Here is a 20,510-nt window from a genome sequence, read left to right as displayed (position 1 = left end):
CGCTTCGACAGCTAGGGACCGTCTATCGAGTTTTTTGATTGATAACTGGAACACGAAAGACTATACACGCGGCCGTCACAAACCCGCCGTATGGCAGCGATAGAACTGGATGGCGTCACCAAGCAGTTCGGGAGTCTCACCGCGCTGCAAGGGGTCGACCTCACCGTCGAGGAGGGCGAAATCTTCGGCTTCCTCGGCCCGAACGGGGCCGGGAAGTCGACGACGATTAACATCCTCCTTGATTTCGTCCGCGCGACCGACGGGTCGGCGACGGTACTCGGCCACGACATCCACGAAGAACCGAAGCGAATTCGTGCCCGCACTGGAGTCCTCCCCGAAGGCTACGACGTGTACGACCGGCTCACCGGCCGCCAGCACCTCTCATTTGTGATCGAATCGAAAGATGCCGACGAAGACCCCGACGAACTGGCCGAGCGGGTCGGCATCGCCGATGCCATCGACCGCAAGGCTGGCGGCTACTCCAAGGGGATGCAACAGCGTCTCGTGCTGGCGATGGCACTCGTCGGCGAGCCCGACCTTCTTATCCTCGACGAGCCGACGACCGGGCTGGACCCGAACGGGGCCCGGCTGATGCGGGAACTCATCCGCGAGGAGAACGAGCGCGGCGCGACCGTCTTCTTCTCCAGTCACATCCTCGGTCAGGTCGAGGCCGTCTGTGACACAGTTGGAATCCTCCAGAACGGTCGCCTTATTGCGAAAGACAGCGTTGCCGGGCTGCGCGAGGCCGCCGCCGGGGACACCGTCCTCCGCGTGACGCTGGCCGACGGCGACGGCACCGACGCCGCGGTCGCGGCTATCGAAGGGCTCGACGAGGTCTCGACGGTGACCGCGGATGGAACGACGCTCACTATCGGCTGTGACAGCGACGCGAAGATGGCCGTCCTCAACGCTGTCGAGGAAAGCGGGAGCGAGGTCGCCAACTTCGAGACCGAGGAGGCCTCGCTGGATGAGGTGTTCGCCGCCTACACCGAACAGCAAGAACAGGACCGGCCGGAGGCCGACGTATGAGCGCCGAGCAAAACCCCGTCAAACGCGTCCTCGGAGACATCGATACGAGCATCAAGAACTCCGAGTTCGCCGACTGGTACCCCATCTCCAAAAAGGAGTTCCGTGACACGGTCCGCTCGCCGTGGATCTGGGTACTCTCGTTTATTTTCATCGTGCTGTTCGCGCTACCGGCGGTGCTGGGCCTGTATTTCAACATCGGCCAGCAGTTCGCCGAAGCCGGGGCGTCGCTGACGACAGACGCGTACGTCCGCTTTGCGCTGCCGATTGCGGCACCGCTGCTCCCAGCTGTGGCAATCGTCATCGGCTACGCGGCGATTGCCCGGGAGAGCGAGCGCGGTTCCCTGAAGATACTGCTGTCGCTCCCGTACACGCGCGGTGAACTGCTCGCCGGCAAGTTCGTCGGCCGGAGCGCCATCACGCTCATCCCGGTGACAGTCGGACTCCTGACGACCCTGCTAGTGATACTCCCGTCGGAGATCGAGATCGCGTGGGAGTCGTTCCTGCTGTTCGCGCTCGCCACGATGGCGTACGGCGTCGTGTTCACGGCGTTCGCGATCGGCCTCTCGGCGGCGCTGAAGACCGCGCGCCGGGCGATGGCAGCGTCGCTCGGGATTTACGTCTATCTGCAGGTGTTCTGGTCGAACCTCGGGGCAGGCCTCGGAAACCTGCTATCGGACCACGCGAACATTGGCCAGGTGACTCAGCTCCACGTCGAACTGTTCGTTTCACTCCTGAGCCCCATCGCGGCGTACCGCACGCTCGTCCAGGAGGTCTTGCAGGGGACGCCGATCCGCTCCCGGCTCCTCCTGACGTCGAACCCGCAGGTGACGTGTGAGGAAATGCTAGGTGGGACACTCGAAATAACACAGACCGGTGCCGAGTGTGCCAACGCCGCCTTGCCGCCCCAGTACAGCACTGTCGCGGTTATCGGCTACCTCCTGCTGTGGCTGGTCGTCCCGCTGGTCGCCGGCTACTACGTCTTCGAGAACAAGGACCTGTAACGGTCGTCGCTGTCGGCGGTCTCGTTCCGGCGACGTTTTTGCAACCATAACGAACGGCGATAGCAACAGTCCGACGGGTACCAAACCGGTCGCCTGCCGTCGGCGACCGGACGCGTGTTGGTTCACAACGGCTCCGACAGGAAGTACCATAGCGTCACAACGGATTCGTCACTCGGAAAACTCGACACCAGTGATTTCGAACCGAGCGCCCCCGTCTTCACTGTCGGTGACGTGGATCTCCCAGCCGTGGACCTCGGCGATCTGTCTGGCGATCCGGAGCCCGAAGCCGGTCCCGTCCTCGGCAGTCGAGTAACCTGCCTCGAACACCTTCTCGCCCTTGTCGATGGGAATACCCGGGCCGTCGTCGGACACGTAGAACCCTGTTCTGTCGTCGAGGAGCCCGACCGAAACGGTTACACCTGGGCCGCCGTGTTCGATCGCATTCCCGAAGAGGTTCTCGAACAGGCCAGACAGTCGGTCGCTGTCGGCCTCGACGATCCACTCACGGTTCTCGTCGGCCGCATACCGTAGCTCTGCGGCTTCGTCGCCGTCCGCGACGATTGTCCAGGCGGCGTCGGACATCTCCCGGAGATCGACGGGCTCTGTCACTCCGATATCGACTCCCTCTCGGGCCAGCCTGAGGACGTCGTCGGCGATGTCGTTCATCCGCTGGAGCGCATTATCGAGGGAGTCCAGATGCGCACTGTCACACTCCTCGTGAGCGAGCATCAGTCGGCTGCGAGCCACCTGTAGCGGATTTTGAAGGTCGTGAGAGACAACACGAATGAACTCTTCGAGGCGCTCGTTTTGTCGGGCCAACTCCCGTTTTTGCTCGGTCAGGTCCGTGATGTCTCGAAAGGCCCACAGTCGGCCAAACCGCGTCCCGTCTTCAGCGACGACGGGTGCCGTATAGCGGTCAAAGACGCGACCGTCGGCGAGTTCGAGTTCGTCTCTGGCGGTCGTCTCGGGGTCTTCATACAGTGCCTCGACATCCACGCGAAACGCCTCTGGTTCGGCGACCTGTTCCATTGCCCACTCCAAGGCGATTTCCTCGTCGCCACGTTCGACAATGTCCCGTGGGATATCCCACATGTCGACGAACCGCTCGTTGTAAGAGACGATGGTATCGTCTTCATCGACGACGAGTATCCCGTCGATCACTGCCTCTTGCTGTGCTTTGAGAATCGACCGCTGTCTGGCGATTTCCATCTCGTGTTTCCGCTGTTCAGTCACTTCGCGGGTGACACCGACCACGCCCTCAACCGTCCCGTCGATCACAAGCGGCGTGAGCCGGTACTCCAGCACCTCGTATCCATGCCCGGGGAACTCGCCGCTCACCTCCCCATGGAGTTCGTCGCGTTCACCGTCGATTAGGTCCTGATACGGGTCTCCCTCGTACTCGCTCCGGATCTTCGGCAGGAGGCTACTCGATTCCCCCTCCAGTTCGTCTCTTGTCGTTCCGTAGAACGAGGCTAGATACTGGTTGACGAGGTCGAACCGCCCCTCTGTGTCATAGATGCAGGCCGATTCCGGCATCGTGTTTACCATCCGCTTGTATCGCTCCAGTTTGCGCTCTCGCTCCCGGAGGTCGGTCATATCCGTAATGAACCCCTCAAGTATGTCCGGTTCGTCCGCTGGCCCCGGAACTCGGTGTCCGTGTTCCCACATCCACTTCTTGGTGCCGTCGGCAGTGATAATCCGATAGGTCACCTCGAACTCACCCTGGGCCGCGAGCGCGTCTTGGACCGTCTCCCAAATCCGGTCGCAGTCCTCCGGATGGAGCACGTCGTCGGCCCAGGCTGTCTCCCCAGTTTCAAAGTCTGCAGCCGTGTAGCCGGTGAGAGATTCGATCTCGCCCTCAACGGTTTCCATCTGCCAGCCTGGTGTGTTGAGACGGCGATAGGCCATCCCCGGAAGGCTGCTGATGAGCGACTCCAATCGCCGGGTTCGCTCGTCAAGCTCTCGCCGGGACCTGCTCGCATCGACGGCGTTGCAAATCCGGTTCGCGAGCAGTTTGTACTGCTCGGTGCCTGACCCCTTCTGGAGGTAGTCGGTCACGCCAGCAGAGATCGCGTCGCTCGCGATTTCTTCGGAGCCTTTCCCGGTATAGAGGATGAATGGGAGGTCACCGTGGCCCTCACGAACGGCTTCGAGGAACTCGATTCCGTTCTGGTCTGGCATGTCGTAGTCCGAGACGATACAGTCGAAGCGCTCGACGGAGAGCCGCTCCATCGCCGCATCGACACTTGTCGCGGTCTCGACACACAATCGGCCGTCCTCGTGTTCGAGCACCGTCGCCGTCACGTCCACGAGGTCCGGATTGTCGTCGACGTGAAGAACGCGGACTGTCTCAGCGGCGAAGTCCATAGTCTTCGAAATACTATAACAATACGCGAACAAAATAGATAGGGTCAACAACGGACCGGACACGAGACGGATGATAGCGTGACTGATTGGTCCAAGCGTACGTCCGAAGCTATCGCTAGGCCGACAGCGGCTCACTCGGGACCGTTCGACCCGCCTCTCACAGCACACCAGCGTCGTCCAGTAGTTCTTCGAACTCGTCCTCGGTGAGCGTCTCGACGTCGTGTGCGGCTGCGTCGTCCTGTTTTCGCTGGCCGGGGTTGTCACCGAGCACCAGGTAGTCAGTGTTGCCGGAGACGCTGCTCGTCGCTGACCCATCGTTGCGCTCGACCAATTCCTGCGCCTCGCCGCGGGTGTAGCCGTCGAGTGACCCAGTGAAAACGAACGTTTGCCCATCCAGCGCGTCACCATCCGTCTCCTCGGCGGCCTGTGGCTCGACGTGGTCGAGCAAGCGGTCGATGACAGCGCGGTTCCCCTCACCCTCGAAGAACTCTACGATAGAGCGGGCGACGGTCTGACCAACGTCAGGCACGGCCTCGAAGGCGTCGGTGTCGCCCTCGTCGGCAGCGTCGAGTATCGCCTCGAACGTGCCGAACTCCTGTGCGAGGTTTCGGGCCGTGACAGTCCCGACTTCGGGGATACCCAGCGCGACGAGGAAATCCGCAAGTGGCGGCTCCCGAGCGCTGTCCATCCCATCAACGAGGTTCCGGGCGCTGGTCTCGCCCCAGCCCTCCAGACCGGTGAGGTCCTCGACGGTGAGGTCGTACAGGTCCGCGGGGTCCGAGACAAGACCGGCGTCGAGGAGTTGCTGGACGGCCTTCTCGCCGACGCCTTCGATATCCAGTGCGTCGCGGCTGGCGTAGTGCTCGACGCTGCGCTCGCGTTGGGCGGGGCAGGTGAGGCCACCGGTGCAGAACGCCATCGGGCCGTCGTGTTCGACGGGGCTGTCACAGGCCGGACAGGTCTCCGGGAACTCGAAATGGCCGTCGCCGTCGTCGTCGAGCACTTCGACGACATCCGGGATGACGTCGCCGGCCCGCTTGATGCGGACGCGGTCGCCCACGTCGACGCCGAGGTCGGCGATGAGCGAGGGGTTATGCAGCGAGGCACGGGAGACGGTGACGCCGCCGACCTCGACGGGGTCCATGAGCGCGACCGGGGTGAGCCGTCCGGTCCGGCCGACCTGCACGACGATGTCCCGCACCGTCGTCTCCTCCTTGCGGGCCGGAAACTTGTAGGCGAAGGCCCACCGTGGGGCGCGGGCGGTCGACCCGAGGTCGTCGCAGGCGTCCATGTCGTCGACCTTGATGACGACGCCGTCGATTTCGTAATCGAGGTCGTCGCGGGCCTGCTGCTGCTCGTTTCGGTAGTCGATGGCGGCGTCGATGTCGTCAACGACGGCAGTCCGGTCACAGACCCGGAGTCCCCACTCGGGGAACCGCTCGTGCAGCTCGCTGTGGCTCTCGAAGTCGACCGAGGCGTCGAGGACGCCGAAGAAGAATATCGACAGCGGGCGCTCTGCGGTCACCGACGGGTCGAGCTGGCGGAGCGTCCCGGCGGCGGCGTTGCGGGGGTTCGCAAAGGGGTCCTCGCCGCGCTCGACGCGCTCGCGGTTGAACGTCGTGAAAGCGTCCCGTGGGATGTACACCTCGCCCCGGACAGCCAGGAAGTCGGGGTAGTCACCGCGGAGTCGCTGTGGGACGCTGGAGATGGTCCGGACGTTCTCGGTCACGTCCTCGCCGACCTCGCCGTCGCCACGCGTCGCGGCTCGCTGGTAGACGCCGTCCTCGTAGACAATCTCGACAGAGAGGCCGTCGAACTTTGGTTCGCAGAAGTACTGCACGTCGCCGTCGAGGCCATTGCGGACTCGGCTGTCGAACTCCCGTACGTCCGCTTCCTCGCCGCCCTGATCGATAGAGCCCATCCGGGCGACGTGTTCGACATCGGGGAGCTCGTCCAGTGGCTCGCCGCCGACGCGCTGGGTCGGACTGCCGTCAGTGTCAAGATTGAACGCCGATTCAAGTCTCTGAAGCCGGGAGAACAGCGCGTCGTAAGCCCGGTCACCGATAACTGGGTCGTTCTCGACGTAGTACCGGTAGTCGTGATAGCGGAGCGCCTCGCGCAACTGGTCGGCTTGCTCGCGGGCGGTCTCGGCGTCGACATCCTCAACGGACTCGAAGTCAGTCCGCGGGTCTGAAATATAGGGGTTCCCGGCGACATCCTCGGCAGTGGTCATACTGAAGGAGTGTTACGTCTCGCGTACAAAAACGGCTCTGCTCCGTATCTCAGAGCCGGCAAAAGGCACTTCGTGTCGAGCGGGGACACGTATTGTGGCAGACCGACAGACCGGCCAGAACCATCGAAACAACACTCCAGAGACAGACTTAGCAGTTGAACTACTCGGAGAGGCTGAAAAAAGCGGCAGAAAAGAGTGTAAGGGCCATAGAAACTGTAGTTATCGGCCGATACTGGAACTGGGAGCCTTGATGACAAGTTCCCCGTCGCTTCGGACAGTGACCGAGTGACCGGCATATTCAAACGAGATACTGACAGGTGTCGAGCGGCCTGATGAGTCAACGAGCGAATCGAGCGCCTCAGGGTCGATAGTCTCGTACAGCGGTGCGAAGTCAGTCTGTTCTCGGCCGGTCATGGCGGAGATGTACTCAGTCACTGCCGCGCTCGGCCGCGTCTCGCTCCAGTCGAACTGTTTTCTGGTCACATTCATCGGTGTTGAGGTGTCGCTGTCCCTACTCCGCCTGTTGCTTTTACTCATATGGTTCGTCTATCTATAGCAAAGTAGCAAACAGTAATATAGTCTTCCCAGCATTATCAAACTGTGAAAACACCAACTTGTGGCAGCGAACGCTCCTAAATCGACATGTAGTCCCGTCCTTCGCCGGTTTTCGCCTGAGCTACAGATCGGCCACGTCTTCGATTGCGTCGGTTAGCTCTTTGATACTCTCAACGGTGTGTTCGCCCATGTGTCCGATACGGAAACTCTCCTCGCTGATATCGCCGTAGCCGCTGGAGAACACCATGTCGTACTCCTCGGAGACGGCTTCGACCGTCTCGGCAACGTTGATGTCCTGCGTGTTCTCGATGCAGGTCACCGTCTGGGACTCGTAGCCTTCCTCGGGATAGAGGTCGAAGTGCTCGCGGGCCCACTCGCGCGTGTACTCGGCCATCTCCTGATGGCGCTGGTCACGGGCGTCGTGGGTCTCATCAAGCATATGCTTCATCTGCTTGCGGTAGGCAAGCATGAGCGGAGTCGCCGGCGTGGAGTGGGTCTGGCCCTTCCGGTCGTAGTAGTCCAGACAGCGCTGGAAGCCGCCGTACCACGACGCCGACTCTTTCTCCAGTTCGCGCTCGTAGGCAGCGTCGCTGACGGCACAGACGGCCAGCCCGGGCGGCATGGCGAAGGCCTTCTGCGTGGACGTAAAGATGGCGTCAATGCCGTGGCCTTCAATATCGATCTGGTCGCCGCCGAGGCAGGAAATGGCGTCGACGATGAAGTAGGTGTCCGGGTACTCTGCGACCACGTCGCCGATTTCCTCAATGGGGTTCCGGACGCCGGTCGAGGTCTCGTTCATCACGGCCCCGACGGCGTCATAGTCGCCGGATTCCAGCGCGTCGCGGATATCGTCGGGTTTGACCGCCGTGCCCCAGTCGTATTCGATGCGGTCGACGTCCTTGCCGAGGCGTTCGGCGACGTTGGCCTGCCGCTCGCTGAACGCGCCGGAGGTCGGCACGAGCATGCTGTCCTCGACCAGATTGAGCGTCGTCGACTCCCAGAACTCCGTCCCAGACGCCGTGAGCACGATAACGTCGTTTTCGGTGCCGAGGAACTCCTTCGTGTCCTCGACGATGGTGGTGTAGAGGTCCGTCATCCGGTCCATCCGGTGGCCGAACATCGGCTCGGCCATCGCCTCGATAACGTCCTCGCGCACCTCTGTCGGCCCCGGGAGATACAGCGTCTTGTCCTGATAATCGTCTTTGTATTCGCGTTTTTCGGTCACAGAACCACCTGTAGTAGGTACACTCTCGAATCGGGGGGGCATGGTAGTTTTGATACCGGGCGAAGCGAACCGGCGTGCGGCCTGAGAAGAGCGGACCGCTCACGACGAAAAGGCACAGATGGCGGTTGTACCTTCCACGAAGCATTTATCAGTTGAATAACCACATTCGACCATGTGCCGCCCCACCCCGCTCACAGATGTCCAGCGAGCGGCCGTCGCCGAGAGAGCGGTCGAGCAAGTCGCCGACACGCTGGTCGAGATGCACGCCAACTCGGGTTCGGGTCACCGCAGACCGCTCAGCGACGACGATACCAGCGGACGCCGTACATGACCAGACCGGCGTAAATTGCCGGGCCGAACAGAACTGTGGCACTGGTCGCTACCGCTCCGCTGAACAGATATCCGAGGAACACGTCGAGAAACACCAGCAGGAAGGGAGCGAGTGCGAGTGCCTTCCCGCCGGTTCTGAGCGCCGCGTCGAACGTCGACTGTGTCGCGGCAATTGCCCCGACACCGGCGACGACGAGGAGATACAGTGCAGCGCCCGGGGGCGAGACGAGTGGGAGGGTAAACAGCGCGATACCGGCAAGTACGACACCGACGAGTGTCGGCCCGTTGTCGCTCTGTGCGAGAGCGTTCTGGATACCGTCGACGTCGCCGGCGTTCAGCGCCGCTTCGAGGTCTGACGTGGTCTGACTGCCGCCGGCATCGAGAACTGTCGTCCCGGTTCCGGCGTCGACCGGGCTATCGAAGTCCCGACCACAGTGCATACACCACGTCGCGGTCGCACTGACTTTCTCCGAGCAGTGAGGGCAGCGGGGATCGGCGGTCATACTGTCATGTTCGAGGGCGCACAGTTAGCGGTTACGGGGGGAGAATATACACGTGTCCGCGGTAAACGGGATGTATGGATTGGGTCGCACGGGCCGAGAGCCTCCTGTACGACGGCGAGGTGATCGAAGCGGACGTTCGGCTGGACCGTGGTGGCGTCGTCGTGACGAGCCACCGCGTCCTCGTGTTCACGCCCGACCGTGAGGGGTCGAACTATCGGCAGGTCGACCGCCCCAACGTCGAGGGCGTCGACGTCACCACGAGTGGCGACTGGTCGTTCCTCGAACTCGGCGTGAAGGCGCTGGTCGTCGGTATTGTGCTGGTAGCCGCCGGGATGACCGTAAGCCTCGATAGCCTCGTCGGCAACGTCTCACTGGACAGCGGCGGGGCCGCGAGCGCCGTCGGCATCGGCGGAATGTTGGGAATGCTCCAGACGATGCTGACGTTGATGGCCCAGTTAGACGACCTGATGCGCCTGTTCGGCGGCCTCGCGCTGGCCTTTGCCGCCGTCGTCCTCGGCGTCTACCTCTGGAGCCGCGACCGCCTGCTTGTCGTGCGTGTCGCCGGTGGCGACGATGTCGAGCTGACTGCACCAGACGACGAGAGCGTCGTCGACCGGATCGAAGCCGCCATCGTTCCGGAGGCTCCGCCTGCTGATGCCGGAAGTGCGCCCCAGTCAGCGCCAGACGACCCGCTCCCGTGACGTTCAACCCCGCCGAGTACCAACCCTGCGCTAATGGACGCCGACGAGGTTCGAGAGCGCGCGGGGTCGTTGCCACGGGAGCCCGGCGTGTACCTGTTCGAACAGGGCCGGGACGACAAACGCCGGGTCCTCTACGTCGGGAAGGCCGTCGACCTGCGCGACCGCGTGCGCTCCTACGCCGACCCTCGCAGCGAACGCATCGCCAAGATGGTCGAACGGGCCGAAACCATCGACTTCGCCGTCACCGACACCGAAACACAGGCGCTGTTGCTCGAAGCGAACCTCATCAAGCGACACCGGCCGCCGTACAACGTCCGGCTGAAAGACGATAAATCCTACCCGCTGGTCCAGCTAACTGACCATCCAGTCCCCCGAATCGAGGTGACGCGCGACCCCGCGGACGGCGCGACCGTCTACGGGCCGTTCACCGACAAAGGACGGGTGGAAACAGTGGTGAAGGCCCTGCGGGAAGCGTACGGCCTGCGGGGCTGTTCCGACCACAAGTACAGCAACCGGGACCGGCCCTGTCTCGACTACGAAATGGGCATCTGTACCGCGCCCTGTACCGGCGAAATCGGCGAAGCCGACTACGCCGAGGACGCCGAAGCGGTCACGCGGTACTTCGAGGGTGAAACCGGTGTTCTGGCGGACCCGTTGCGCCGCGAGATGGAGGCCGCTGCACAGAACCAAGAGTTCGAGCGCGCCGCAAACCTCCGGGACAAGCTCGGGGCCGTCGAGGCGCTCCACGGAGAGGGAGATACCGCCGTCAGCGACTCTGGGGGGTATCAGACAACAGACGTGCTCGGGGCTGCCATCGAGGGCGAGCGGGCCATCGTCGCCCGGCTCCACGCCGAGGGCGGCAAGCTCGTCGAACGGGACCGGCATACACTCGAAGCACCGGATGGCGAAGGGACCGCCGGCGTGTACCGGGCGTTCATCCCGCAGTACTACGCCGAGCGAGAGCTCCCCGACCGGATTCTCTGTGCCGAAGCCCCTGCCGACCCGGACATCGAAGCGTGGCTTGAGAGCGAGGGCGTCACGCTCGGCGTGCCCGGGGCCGGTCGGGAGGCGACGTTGGTCGACCTCGCGCTGAAGAATGCCCGCCAGCGCGGTGGGACCGACGACGAGAGCGGTCGTCTGGCCGATGCACTGGGAATCGACCACCCGAGCCGTATCGAGGGCTTCGATGTGAGCCACGCCCAAGGACGGTCGGCTGTTGGCTCGAACGTTACGTTCGTCGACGAAACGCCAGAGAAGAGTGATTATCGGCGGAAGAAGCTCACCGAGCAAAACGACGACTACGCGAATATGCGGGAACTCCTCCGCTGGCGGGCTACGCGTGCCGTCGAAGGGCGGGACGACCGACCTGATCCGGATCTGCTACTCATCGACGGCGGCGACGGCCAGCTCGGGGCAGCCCGCGACGCACTCGCCGAGACCGGCTGGGACGTGCCGGCCATCGCGCTCGCGAAGGACGAGGAACTGGTCATCACACCCGACCGCGTGTACGACTGGAACGATGACGCCCCGCAGCTCCACTTGCTCCAGCGGATTCGCGACGAGGCCCACCGCTTTGCCGTCCAGTACCACCAGACACTGCGCGATGAGGTGTCGACGACGCTTGACGACGTGCCCGGTATCGGCCCCGAAACGCGGAAACGACTGCTCCGACGCTTCGGTAGCGTGGACAGCGTCAGAGCGGCCTCCGACGAAGAGCTGACGGCTATCGACGGTATCGGCGAGCAAACCGCGGAGACGATTCGGACTCGGCTACAGTAATTTCGTATAGCAGATAATAGTTTATCACTGCCCAGCGCCCAAATCCACTATTCTGGGGTATAGGCGTCGAAGAAAGCCGCTACGCTACGATTTCAGCGGTCGGATGACGTTACGGTTCGACAACCGAGTTGCGGAGCGTCCCGACGCCGTCGTAAGTTATCTCAATTGTGTCATCGGGCGCAACCGTGCCTGGATTGGCCGGACTGCCGAACGCAACGACATCGCCGGGCCGGAACGTGAACCGCTTCGAGAGGTATGCGACCACCTCATGAGGCCCGAACAGCATCTCGCTGGTGTTGGCAGACTGCCGGCGCTCGTCGTTGATGTCGGTGTACATATCGATATCGGTGGGGTCGACAGCAGTCTCGATCCACGGCCCCAGCGGCCCGGACCCATCGAAGGCCTTTCGGGCGGTTCGGCCCTGCTGGTCCAGCGCATCAACATCGTTCAGTATCGTGTATCCCCTGACCGCGTCGGAAACGTCAGCCGGGTCGATATCGTGACACCGTTCGCCGATGACCGCAGCGAGCTCACCGGCGTAGGTCAGCTCGTCAGTAAACGGCGGGTAGGGGATGTTCTGCTCGTGGGCGAGTAGCGCTGTCGGAGGCTTGATGAAGAAGTCCGGCTCCTCTGGGCGGTCGTAATCCATCTGGTCATTGGTAGCGGCGTAGTTCCGGCCGACGCAGTACAGCGCAGTCGGTTCACACGGCGGGAGCAGTCGTCCATCGCGGCCGACCACGTACTGGCCATCGTCAGCGTGGACGACGCCGTCAACGTATTCGCCGGTGACTGGCCCATCCTCGGTCAGAAGTCGTGCGATTCGCATACTGGATTGTCTGTGTGGCGGTGAAAAAGGCGTGTCGGCTACCGTGCGCCGCTCAACAGCCACCACCGGTTTCAAGTCCTGAAGCACTGTTCTATCGCCGTTCCGGCCGAGTATCGACCCGCGTGCTGTAGCCGGAGTAAATCTAATGTCGCTATATCAAATAGCCCGAGGACTACGGAACTGCCATCAGCATCCAACAACGGAACAGCGGTGACGCCACCGAAGCGATTTTTTCACGCAGCGACCTATTGCCGAACATGGCTGTGACCCGACGGCTACTCATGGCCGTCGTCGGCCTGTTTTCGCTGCTGGTCTATTTTACGGCGGCATACGTCGGGTATCTGCTACTGCTGCCAGTGTGGGACAGCCGCCCGTCGCCGCTAATGGCCGCTCTATTCGTTCTCGGGACAGCGATTGCACTCGGTGTCGTGAACTACTGGGCCGCAACGGCACAGCTCAAGCGATCCCTCAATGCGGTCGAACTCCCGCGGGCGCGTGCACCAGAGGCCTACCATCGTCTCGATGCGCTTGTCGATCAGATGAACGTCGAGACGCCGACGTTGCTACTGGCGGAGCTGCCAGTCCCAAACGCGTTCGCCATCGGTGGCGGCACTGGCACTATCGTCGTCGACAGGCGGCTGTTCCGGCTGTTGTCCGCAGCGGAATTCGAGGGACTTCTGGCACACGAACTCGCGCATCTAGAAACCCGTGACGCACTGGTCCAGACTGTCGCGTACAGTTTCGTCCAGACGCTTGTCGGACTCATCGGCCTCGCGTTGTTCCCCATCGTGGTGCTAACCGGTGGCATCGCCCGTTCGCTCGCATTGCTGCGTGGCGACCCATCGTCGTGGTCGCGCTCCTGGCTTGGTCGGGCACAGCGGTACTCGCTACAGGTCGTTGCCGGTCTCGGCTTCGCCGTGACGCTACTGCTACTCGGCTACTCGAGGCGTCGTGAGTTGGCTGCCGACGACCGCGCAGTCGAGATAACGGGGAATCCCGTTGGGCTTGCCCGGGCCCTTGCAAAGATCGAGCAAGCATCGACGCCGGACCCCGGTCTCTTGCGACAGGTATACGTTCACAGTGAAGCGGATAACGAGCTTTCGCGCCTCCTGTCGACGCATCCACCGATAGACGAGCGAATGCAGCGGCTACAGGACAGAGCGCAGTATGGTAATTTCACGAAATCAAGCGAGCGGCCGAGCAGCCGTCGGTAGCTGCGTCGCTGAGCGGCGGCCGGGAGCGACATGGTATATTCAAACCAGCCATTTTATGGCCATATATGTGCATTCAGAGAGCATATAGGATAAATATAGTTGAGAAAGCGATTGTTTTCACGGCAGGTGCTGCTCGCAGCATGTCGGTTTTGGCGGCCTGTATGGCCGACAAGAGTCTCGTTCGGTGCGCAAGATAGGTCCGCAGACTGTGGACTTATCGCGGCGCTGGACCGAAGATGAGCCTGTGTCGCCGGATAGTGTTGCTTCCGAAGAGAGTCCGGTCGTGAGAGAGACTCTATATACGCATTGAGATCGACATAGTTGTCCTAGAAACCGCTATGTTCGGCACGGATCATACGCTCACATATGCAAGCGAGCATCCCGGAGCGAGCGACCGAGGCGGCAAAGAGCCACGCATACGGATGTCCACTGTGTAACTGTGGTGCGGACAGTGAAGACGATATTTACTGCCATCTGCTGGTTTCACACCGGAAGAGCGCAGTTGTTGGCGCGCTGCTCGAAAGAGTGGGCAACGAGTAGGCCCGTGTTTAATCCCGGGAACGGCGATGGTGTCGCCGAGTAGTGCCAAATGGCAAATTATAGGAATGGTAACTCAGATTTCACTATCATATTTGTCTTCTTGATATTATATTTTCGAGATCGAAGTCGAGTGCTCAATAGTGTCGGTAGATGAGGTTTTTGACCGATTTCGGGCGAACTAGGCGGGCTACAGCGCGTTGACTATGATTCGCTGGTCGGTGTGTTTTACTCGATAAACTTAATATCGCTATATTAAATCACGGGGGATTTCCTCACCAGCGACGACCGCTCCAGCAGTACGACTGTAAACAGCAGACCGATAACACACATACACATGTTATACTATGGGATAGATTTATATACCAAAAGCAGTCAGGTAACCGATCAATCATAGTGTCACGATAACAGAATTCGATCGTCACGGGAAACACAGTAAGGCCGAGAGAACAGTATCTCCGCGTCACAGACATCGCAAAGCAGTCACGAACGATGGGACAGATCTGCCAACACACAGATTCTGTGTTGTTTGCTGTTTTGACAGCGGTAGCTATTTTACAGAGGTTCGATTGCGAGTCCGTTATAACTCAGCTATCAGATCCGAGTTGGACCGGTGACGCTGGTTACACTGGCGACGGTGCGTGTTATTCAGCATTGCCGCCGTGACACACCGACATCAGCCGGTCGTTCCATACCGTCAAACGACGCGGCACAGCGAAGCATGGGAAACGCGTAAGTATTGGGAATGAGATGAATTAAACGTATGACGCAGACGTATGAGAACTATATCGACGGTGAGTGGACCGGGAGCGGAGAGACACAGGAGGTCACAAACCCAGCAGACGAGACTGACGTCGTCAGCACGGTTCCGGTGGCTTCGGCGGCGGACGCGGACGAAGCGGTTGCAGCCGCGGCAGCAGCGACAGACGAATGGGGCGAAATGCCCGGTCCGGAGCGCGGTGCAATCCTGCGTGAGACCGGTGAAATCCTGAAATCTCGGAAAGACGAGCTTGCAGAGACGCTGACCCGCGAAGAGGGGAAGCCGCTCGGCGAAGCCGAGGGCGAGGTACAGCGTGCGATTGATATCTTCTATTACTACGCGGAGAAGGCCCGTGACTTCGGCGGCACCGTCAAACAGCCCAGCGGCGGCCGTGCCGGGCTGCAGACGAAAAAAGAGCCGATGGGCGTTGCGGCGCTCATCACGCCGTGGAACTACCCCATCGCGATTCCAGCCTGGAAGATCGCACCGGCACTTGCGGTCGGCAACACTGTCGTCATCAAGCCCGCGATGCAGGCACCGACCGTCGGCGCGATGATCGTCGAGGCGCTGGACGAGGCCGGGATTCCGGACGGCGCTATCAATCTGGTCTGTGGCCCCGGGAGCGAGGTCGGCGAGCAGCTGACCACCCACGACGATGTCGACGTGGTGTCGTTCACGGGCAGTGCTTCGGTCGGCGAGCACGTCTACGAACAGGCGACGAGCAACGGAAAGCGCGCACAGGCGGAGATGGGCGGGAAGAACCCGACCGTCGTCATGCCGAGCGCCGATGTGGACAAAGCGGCTGACATCGTCGGAGCCGGCGCCTTCGGCGGGACGGGCCAGGCCTGTACAGCGACCTCCCGGGCTATCGTCCATGAGGACGTGTACGACGAGTTCCTCGACGCCATTGTCGACTACGCCGAGTCCCTCGAAATCGGGGACGGGCTTGACCGGGCCGGCATGGGTCCCCACGTCAGCGAAGACGAGCTCGCGGGGAGCCTAGAGTACATCGATGTCGCACAGTCGGAGGGAGCGACCCTCGAAACGGGCGGCGAGGAACTCACCAGTGGGGAGTACGACGGCGGGAACTTCATCTCGCCGGCCGTCTTCTCCGACGTTGAGCCGGATATGCGCATCGCACAAGAAGAGGTGTTCGGGCCGGTGCTCGCCGTCATGTCCGTCTCCGACTTCGATGAGGGTGTCGAGGTTGCAAACGACATCGACTACGGCCTCTCGGCCAGCATCGTAACCGACCGAATCAAGGAGGAAAACGAATTCATCGAGCGGTCCGAGTCCGGCGTGGTCAAAGTCAACGAGAAGACGACCGGACTGGAACTGCACGTTCCCTTCGGCGGCCTCAAGCGCTCCTCGACGAACACCTACCGCGAGCAGGGTGACGCCGGTCTGGAGTTCTTCAGCTACATCAAGACGGTGTACCGCAACAGCTAATCGAGGCGGCCACCGCCGCTAACGTGAAGTGGTTTTTTGTTACAGACTTTCTATATGATACTAATCGCTACCTCCTGTTTCTTGTCAACCGCCAGAGCGTGCAAAGTCATGCTCGTAGCCCAGCCGACCAACGATGGTGGAACGGTTCTAGCACCGGCGCTGTCTGTCCCATACAGACGCTCCACTCTCGTTAGTAGCGCCCCGGTAGTCGGGGGGATTCGCTGCCGCTACTGCCATAGCTGGACCCGCCTGAGTGTGGCGAGAAACGAGACCGCTATTCGGTTGGGCACAGCGCCGTTTCGTCGTCGGCAGTCATAGCGTCCGTTCTTTCCATAGTGAACACAACAAGTGGAACGGAGTTTCAAATCGGTCCCTGTCAAACGAACCGCGGTGCTCCGCTCACGGATGGTCGTTCATAATGATGGAACACACTCCATAACGGTTGTACTGTCGTTATTCTCGATACCAAGACCGGAGTTCGTGGACGAAGACAGACCACAGGCGGCCCGTAAAACGGTATTTTCCACTCGAATTATCGACTAACCGGTATCGAAGACCTGTGGCTGAGACTAGTATCTTGTTCTACCATACTGAACAGTTGTACCGTTTTTCGGGAAACACTTACTTAAGATATGAACTATCATTCGCTACACTGGAACGGTGGGCTGATGTGGGCGTGCCAACACAAAAGATAATATCCAGCCAATTGACGACAGTGGTATGAACGTTGACGCGCTCACGGGAGGATTCGACCGCCGAGACTGGCAGGAACAGACAGCGACCGACAACCCAGTTCGGTTTGCGATGATCGGCGTCGGCTGGTGGACCACCGAACAGGCGATGCCCGCCGTCGACGCAGGGGACCTCTGTGAAACGACTGTGCTGGTCAGCAGCGACCGGGAGAAAGCGGCGGACGTGGCAGCTGATTCGGAGACAGTCGAACACGCGATTACGTACGAGGAGTTCCACGACGGCGCCGCAAGCGACGCGTACGACGCCGTCTACATCGTCACCCCGAACGCGCTCCACCTCCCGTACGTCGAGACGGCGGCAGAACTGGACAAGGCGATCCTCTGTGAGAAGCCGATGGAGGCCACTATCGAGCGCGCCGAGCGAATGGTCGAGGTCTGTGACGAGCACGACGCGACGCTGATGATCGCCTACCGAATGCACACCGAGCCAGCCGTCCGGCGAGCGAAGGACCTCATCGACGAGGGGTACATCGGCGAACCGCTGTTCGTCCACGGCAACATGACCGAACCCATTCTTGAACTCGTTCCCGACCCTGACCAGTGGCGGCTGGACGGGGAACTGTCCGGAGGGTGTGCCGTCATGGATATCGGTATCTATCCGCTGAACACGAGCCGATTCCTGCTTGATGCCGACCCCGTTGCAGTCCGGGGGACCGTTGCCTCTGTGCAAGAGGAGTTCGCCGATGTGCCAGACGAACACGGCGCGTTCCAGCTAGATTTCCCCGGCCACGTGTACGCGGTGTGTACCGCCAGCCAGAACGCACATCTTGACAGCCACATCTCCGTACTCGGGACAGAGGGCAAGGTCCGCGTCGAACCGGCCTTCTACCCCTGGGACGACCGCGCGCTCCAGTTGTCTCACGAGGGGACGACGGTCGAGATCGACTTCGAACAGATCGACCAGATGGAAGAGGAGTTCGAGTACTTCGCCCACTGCCTGCTGACCGACACTGAGCCCTACGCCGACGGCGAACACGGCCTCGTCGATATCAACACGATCAAGTCCGTCTACGAAGCATCCGAGACGGAGTCGACAGTCAGACTCGATTGAAACCGGTGCGAGATTTTTTGACCCGGCCAGGTATAGTTCGGCACATGGTTCAGTCAACGTGGGACGACTGGTTCGTCCGCGACGAGATCGAAGCAACAGACCCCGGCGACGGCGTCGTGATCTGGTATCTCGGCTGTAACGGCTTCGTCCTCCGCTCGCAGTCGACGACGCTGTACATCGACCCCTACTTCGGGACTGGCGACCCGCCGAACCTCATCCGCATGATTCCGGTGCCGATGGACCCCGCCGACGCGACCCAGTGTGATGCCACGCTCGTCACACACGAACACATTGACCATATGCACCCGCCGTCGTACGGCCCGCTGGTCGAGGACCTCGGGGCGGACCTGTATGCGCCATCGGCATCGTATGACTCCCCGGACTACGACGGTGAGATGCGAGTGCCCGACGAGCAGCGCAATGAAATCGCTGTCGGTGACGAGTTCGCTGTCGGTGATTTCACCGTGCACGTTACTGGGACGAACGACCCTGACGCCATCGAACCGGTGGGGTACGTCATCGAGCACGACGCCGGGACGTTCTTCCACGCCGGCGATAGCCGGCCCGCCGAGGCGTTTTCCGACGTGGGCGAGCAGTTTGACATTGACGTTGGCGCGCTGGCGTTTGGCACTGTTGGCTCCATCTACGAGCCCGAGCCCGACTCCGGTGTCAGAACGAAGTGGTATATGGACGAAAACGAGATCATCGAGGCCGCAAACCAGCTCCAGCTATCCCGGTTGCTCCCCTCCCATCACGATATGTGGCAGGGCGAAGCGGGCGACCCGAAGGTGCTCCACGAACACGCGGTGTCGTTTGACTACCCCCGAGTCATCGAACCGCTGTATATCGGCTGTTCGGTTCGGCTAAGTGAGCCCGGTATTCGCCGTCTTGACGCGCTGGACTGAGTGAGACCGTGGGTCCGGTCCCCGCGGTGTCGGTTGCTCAAGCAGATACCGCGGATTTGTCGCGGGGTAGCTTTAATACCCCCACCACAGTATGTCCGGCAAATGTCGCCAACAATAACGAAGATCGAAAGCCGAGAGTTCGAGTACCCTCTCGAGGACGTGGGGACCGACAAGCACGGCTTCAATCTAGTCTATGCGCCCGGCGAGACAATCACGCGGAAACTATTCGGCGTCCAGATCCACACTGACGAGGGAATTACGGGCGAGTACGTCGGCGGCAACTCGCCGGCAGCCGCCCAGTACAACATCATTGCCCAGTATCTTATTGGCAAGGACCCGCTGAAACGCGAGAAGCACTGGTCCGAATGCAAGCGCGCGCTCCGGAAGTACGACCGGATGGGCATCGGCCCCATCGACATCGCGCTGTGGGACTTCGCCGGCAAGTACTACGACGCGCCGATTCACGAACTACTGGGAACCTACCGCGAGCGGATTCCCACCTACGCGTCGACGTACCACGGCGACGATGCGGGGGGGCTGGACTCGCCTGAGGCCTTCGCCGACTTCGCCGAGGAGTGCCGCGACGAGGGCTTCGGCGGCTTCAAAATCCACGGCTGGGGCGGCGGCGACGACGCCCGGAGCCTCGACCGCGAAGTCGAAGCGGTTCACGCTGTCGGCGAAGCAGTCGGCGACGAGATGGACCTGATGCACGACCCGGCCTGCGAACTGGAGACGTTCGCCGACGCGCTGGAACTGGGCCGGGCGCTCGATGAACAGGATTTCTTCTGGTACGAGGACCCGTTCCGTGACGGCGGTATCTCACAGCACGCCCACAAGAAGCTGGCACAGAAACTCGACACACCGATTCTCCAGACCGAACACATCCGCGGACTGGAAATCAAATCCGATTTCGCCGCAAGCGAGGCGACTGACTTCCTCCGGGCCGACCCCGAGTACGACGCGGGCATCACCGGCGCGATCAAGGTGGCCCGCATGGCCGAGGCGTTCGGGCTCGACGTGGAGTTCCACGCGCCCGGTCCCGCCCAGCGCCACTGCATCGCCGCCTGCCGGAACTCGAACTACTACGAGATGGCGCTGGTCCACCCGGACTGCCAGAACACCCAGCCGCCGGTGTACGAGGGCGGCTACTCCGACCTGATGGATGCGGTCGACAACGACGGGACGGTCAGCGTCCCTGACGGTCCCGGCCTGGGCGTGGAGTACGACTGGGACTACATCGAGGACAACACTACCGGAAGCGTCCACGTCTACGAATAGCTGCGTACGCAGCCG

General features: G+C 61.6%; 17 protein-coding genes. 11 read left to right on the top strand and 6 right to left on the bottom strand.

Features of this window, described 5'->3' with window-relative positions:
• Window positions 1–90: 90 nt before the first annotated feature.
• Window positions 91–1,029 (top strand): ABC transporter ATP-binding protein, encoded by a 939-nt coding sequence (locus RR_RS17555; RefSeq protein ID WP_007189665.1) that lies wholly within the window; start codon window positions 91–93, stop codon window positions 1,027–1,029.
• Window positions 1,026–2,030 carry an ABC transporter permease gene (locus tag RR_RS17550; protein ID WP_011224588.1) on the top strand — a complete coding sequence of 335 codons (1,005 nt, stop codon included), beginning with the start codon at window positions 1,026–1,028 and terminating at the stop codon, window positions 2,028–2,030. The genes RR_RS17555 and RR_RS17550 overlap by 4 nt, the downstream gene beginning before the upstream one ends.
• A gap of 168 nt (window positions 2,031–2,198) precedes the next feature.
• Here RR_RS17550 and RR_RS17545 read toward each other — a convergent pair whose 3' ends face one another.
• The 4 genes from RR_RS17545 to RR_RS17530 all read right to left on the bottom strand — a co-directional run bounded on the left by RR_RS17545 (window position 2,199) and on the right by RR_RS17530 (window position 8,410).
• The gene (locus RR_RS17545) at window positions 2,199–4,397 is read right to left on the bottom strand and encodes a hybrid sensor histidine kinase/response regulator (RefSeq protein WP_049939081.1); all 2,199 of its coding nucleotides are present in this window, start codon (window positions 4,395–4,397) and stop codon (window positions 2,199–2,201) included.
• 157 nt (window positions 4,398–4,554) lie between these two features.
• The gene (gene ligA, locus RR_RS17540; RefSeq protein WP_011224586.1) at window positions 4,555–6,630 is read right to left on the bottom strand and encodes an NAD-dependent DNA ligase LigA; all 2,076 of its coding nucleotides are present in this window, start codon (window positions 6,628–6,630) and stop codon (window positions 4,555–4,557) included.
• A 219-nt stretch (window positions 6,631–6,849) separates the two neighbouring features.
• Entirely contained in the window at window positions 6,850–7,119 is a 270-nt protein-coding gene (locus tag RR_RS17535) for a HalOD1 output domain-containing protein (RefSeq protein ID WP_004964826.1), read from the bottom strand.
• A gap of 187 nt (window positions 7,120–7,306) precedes the next feature.
• Window positions 7,307–8,410 (bottom strand): pyridoxal-phosphate-dependent aminotransferase family protein, encoded by a 1,104-nt coding sequence (locus RR_RS17530; protein ID WP_007189668.1) that lies wholly within the window; start codon window positions 8,408–8,410, stop codon window positions 7,307–7,309.
• A gap of 172 nt (window positions 8,411–8,582) precedes the next feature.
• Here RR_RS17530 and RR_RS22560 point away from each other — a divergent pair, with 172 nt between their 5' ends.
• Window positions 8,583–8,741, top strand: coding sequence for a hypothetical protein (locus RR_RS22560; protein ID WP_170221571.1), 159 nt, complete (start codon window positions 8,583–8,585; stop codon window positions 8,739–8,741).
• Here the strand turns inward: RR_RS22560 and RR_RS17525 are convergent.
• Window positions 8,707–9,180: a hypothetical protein gene (locus RR_RS17525; protein ID WP_049939080.1), complete on the bottom strand. Its 474-nt coding sequence runs from the start codon at window positions 9,178–9,180 to the stop codon at window positions 8,707–8,709. The genes RR_RS22560 and RR_RS17525 overlap by 35 nt on opposite strands.
• A gap of 137 nt (window positions 9,181–9,317) precedes the next feature.
• Here RR_RS17525 and RR_RS17520 point away from each other — a divergent pair, with 137 nt between their 5' ends.
• Together RR_RS17520 and RR_RS17515 are read left to right on the top strand one after the other, a co-directional pair.
• Window positions 9,318–9,944 (top strand): hypothetical protein, encoded by a 627-nt coding sequence (locus RR_RS17520; RefSeq protein WP_007189669.1) that lies wholly within the window; start codon window positions 9,318–9,320, stop codon window positions 9,942–9,944.
• A gap of 33 nt (window positions 9,945–9,977) precedes the next feature.
• A complete protein-coding gene (locus tag RR_RS17515; protein WP_011224582.1) occupies window positions 9,978–11,723 on the top strand; it encodes an excinuclease ABC subunit C in 1,746 nt (581 codons plus the stop codon).
• A 109-nt stretch (window positions 11,724–11,832) separates the two neighbouring features.
• On the opposite strand, the gene RR_RS17510 is transcribed toward RR_RS17515, so the two are convergent.
• Window positions 11,833–12,549, bottom strand: a complete 717-nt coding sequence (locus RR_RS17510) for a fumarylacetoacetate hydrolase family protein (protein WP_011224581.1) — start codon at window positions 12,547–12,549, stop codon at window positions 11,833–11,835.
• 257 nt (window positions 12,550–12,806) lie between these two features.
• Between RR_RS17510 and RR_RS17505 the strand changes: the two genes are divergently transcribed.
• The 6 genes from RR_RS17505 (at window position 12,807) to RR_RS17485 (ending at window position 20,495) form a co-directional block, all read left to right on the top strand.
• A complete protein-coding gene (locus RR_RS17505) occupies window positions 12,807–13,763 on the top strand; it encodes a M48 family metallopeptidase (RefSeq protein WP_011224580.1) in 957 nt (318 codons plus the stop codon).
• A gap of 366 nt (window positions 13,764–14,129) precedes the next feature.
• Window positions 14,130–14,303 carry a hypothetical protein gene (locus tag RR_RS22555; RefSeq protein ID WP_011224579.1) on the top strand — a complete coding sequence of 58 codons (174 nt, stop codon included), beginning with the start codon at window positions 14,130–14,132 and terminating at the stop codon, window positions 14,301–14,303.
• Window positions 14,304–15,063: 760 nt separating this feature from the next.
• Entirely contained in the window at window positions 15,064–16,509 is a 1,446-nt protein-coding gene (locus tag RR_RS17500) for an aldehyde dehydrogenase family protein (RefSeq protein WP_011224578.1), read from the top strand.
• A 720-nt stretch (window positions 16,510–17,229) separates the two neighbouring features.
• The gene (gene gfo6 / locus RR_RS17495; RefSeq protein WP_004964872.1) at window positions 17,230–18,312 is read left to right on the top strand and encodes a D-xylose 1-dehydrogenase Gfo6; all 1,083 of its coding nucleotides are present in this window, start codon (window positions 17,230–17,232) and stop codon (window positions 18,310–18,312) included.
• Window positions 18,313–18,356: 44 nt separating this feature from the next.
• A complete protein-coding gene (locus tag RR_RS17490; RefSeq protein WP_011224576.1) occupies window positions 18,357–19,217 on the top strand; it encodes an MBL fold metallo-hydrolase in 861 nt (286 codons plus the stop codon).
• Window positions 19,218–19,319: 102 nt separating this feature from the next.
• Window positions 19,320–20,495 carry a mandelate racemase family protein gene (locus RR_RS17485; RefSeq protein ID WP_011224575.1) on the top strand — a complete coding sequence of 392 codons (1,176 nt, stop codon included), beginning with the start codon at window positions 19,320–19,322 and terminating at the stop codon, window positions 20,493–20,495.
• Window positions 20,496–20,510: the final 15 nt, after the last annotated feature.

This window comes from Haloarcula marismortui ATCC 43049, assembly GCF_000011085.1.
Lineage (GTDB): Archaea > Halobacteriota > Halobacteria > Halobacteriales > Haloarculaceae > Haloarcula > Haloarcula marismortui.
Note: the sequence above shows the minus strand (reverse complement) of the source record. Positions and strands in the feature narration are given on the sequence as shown.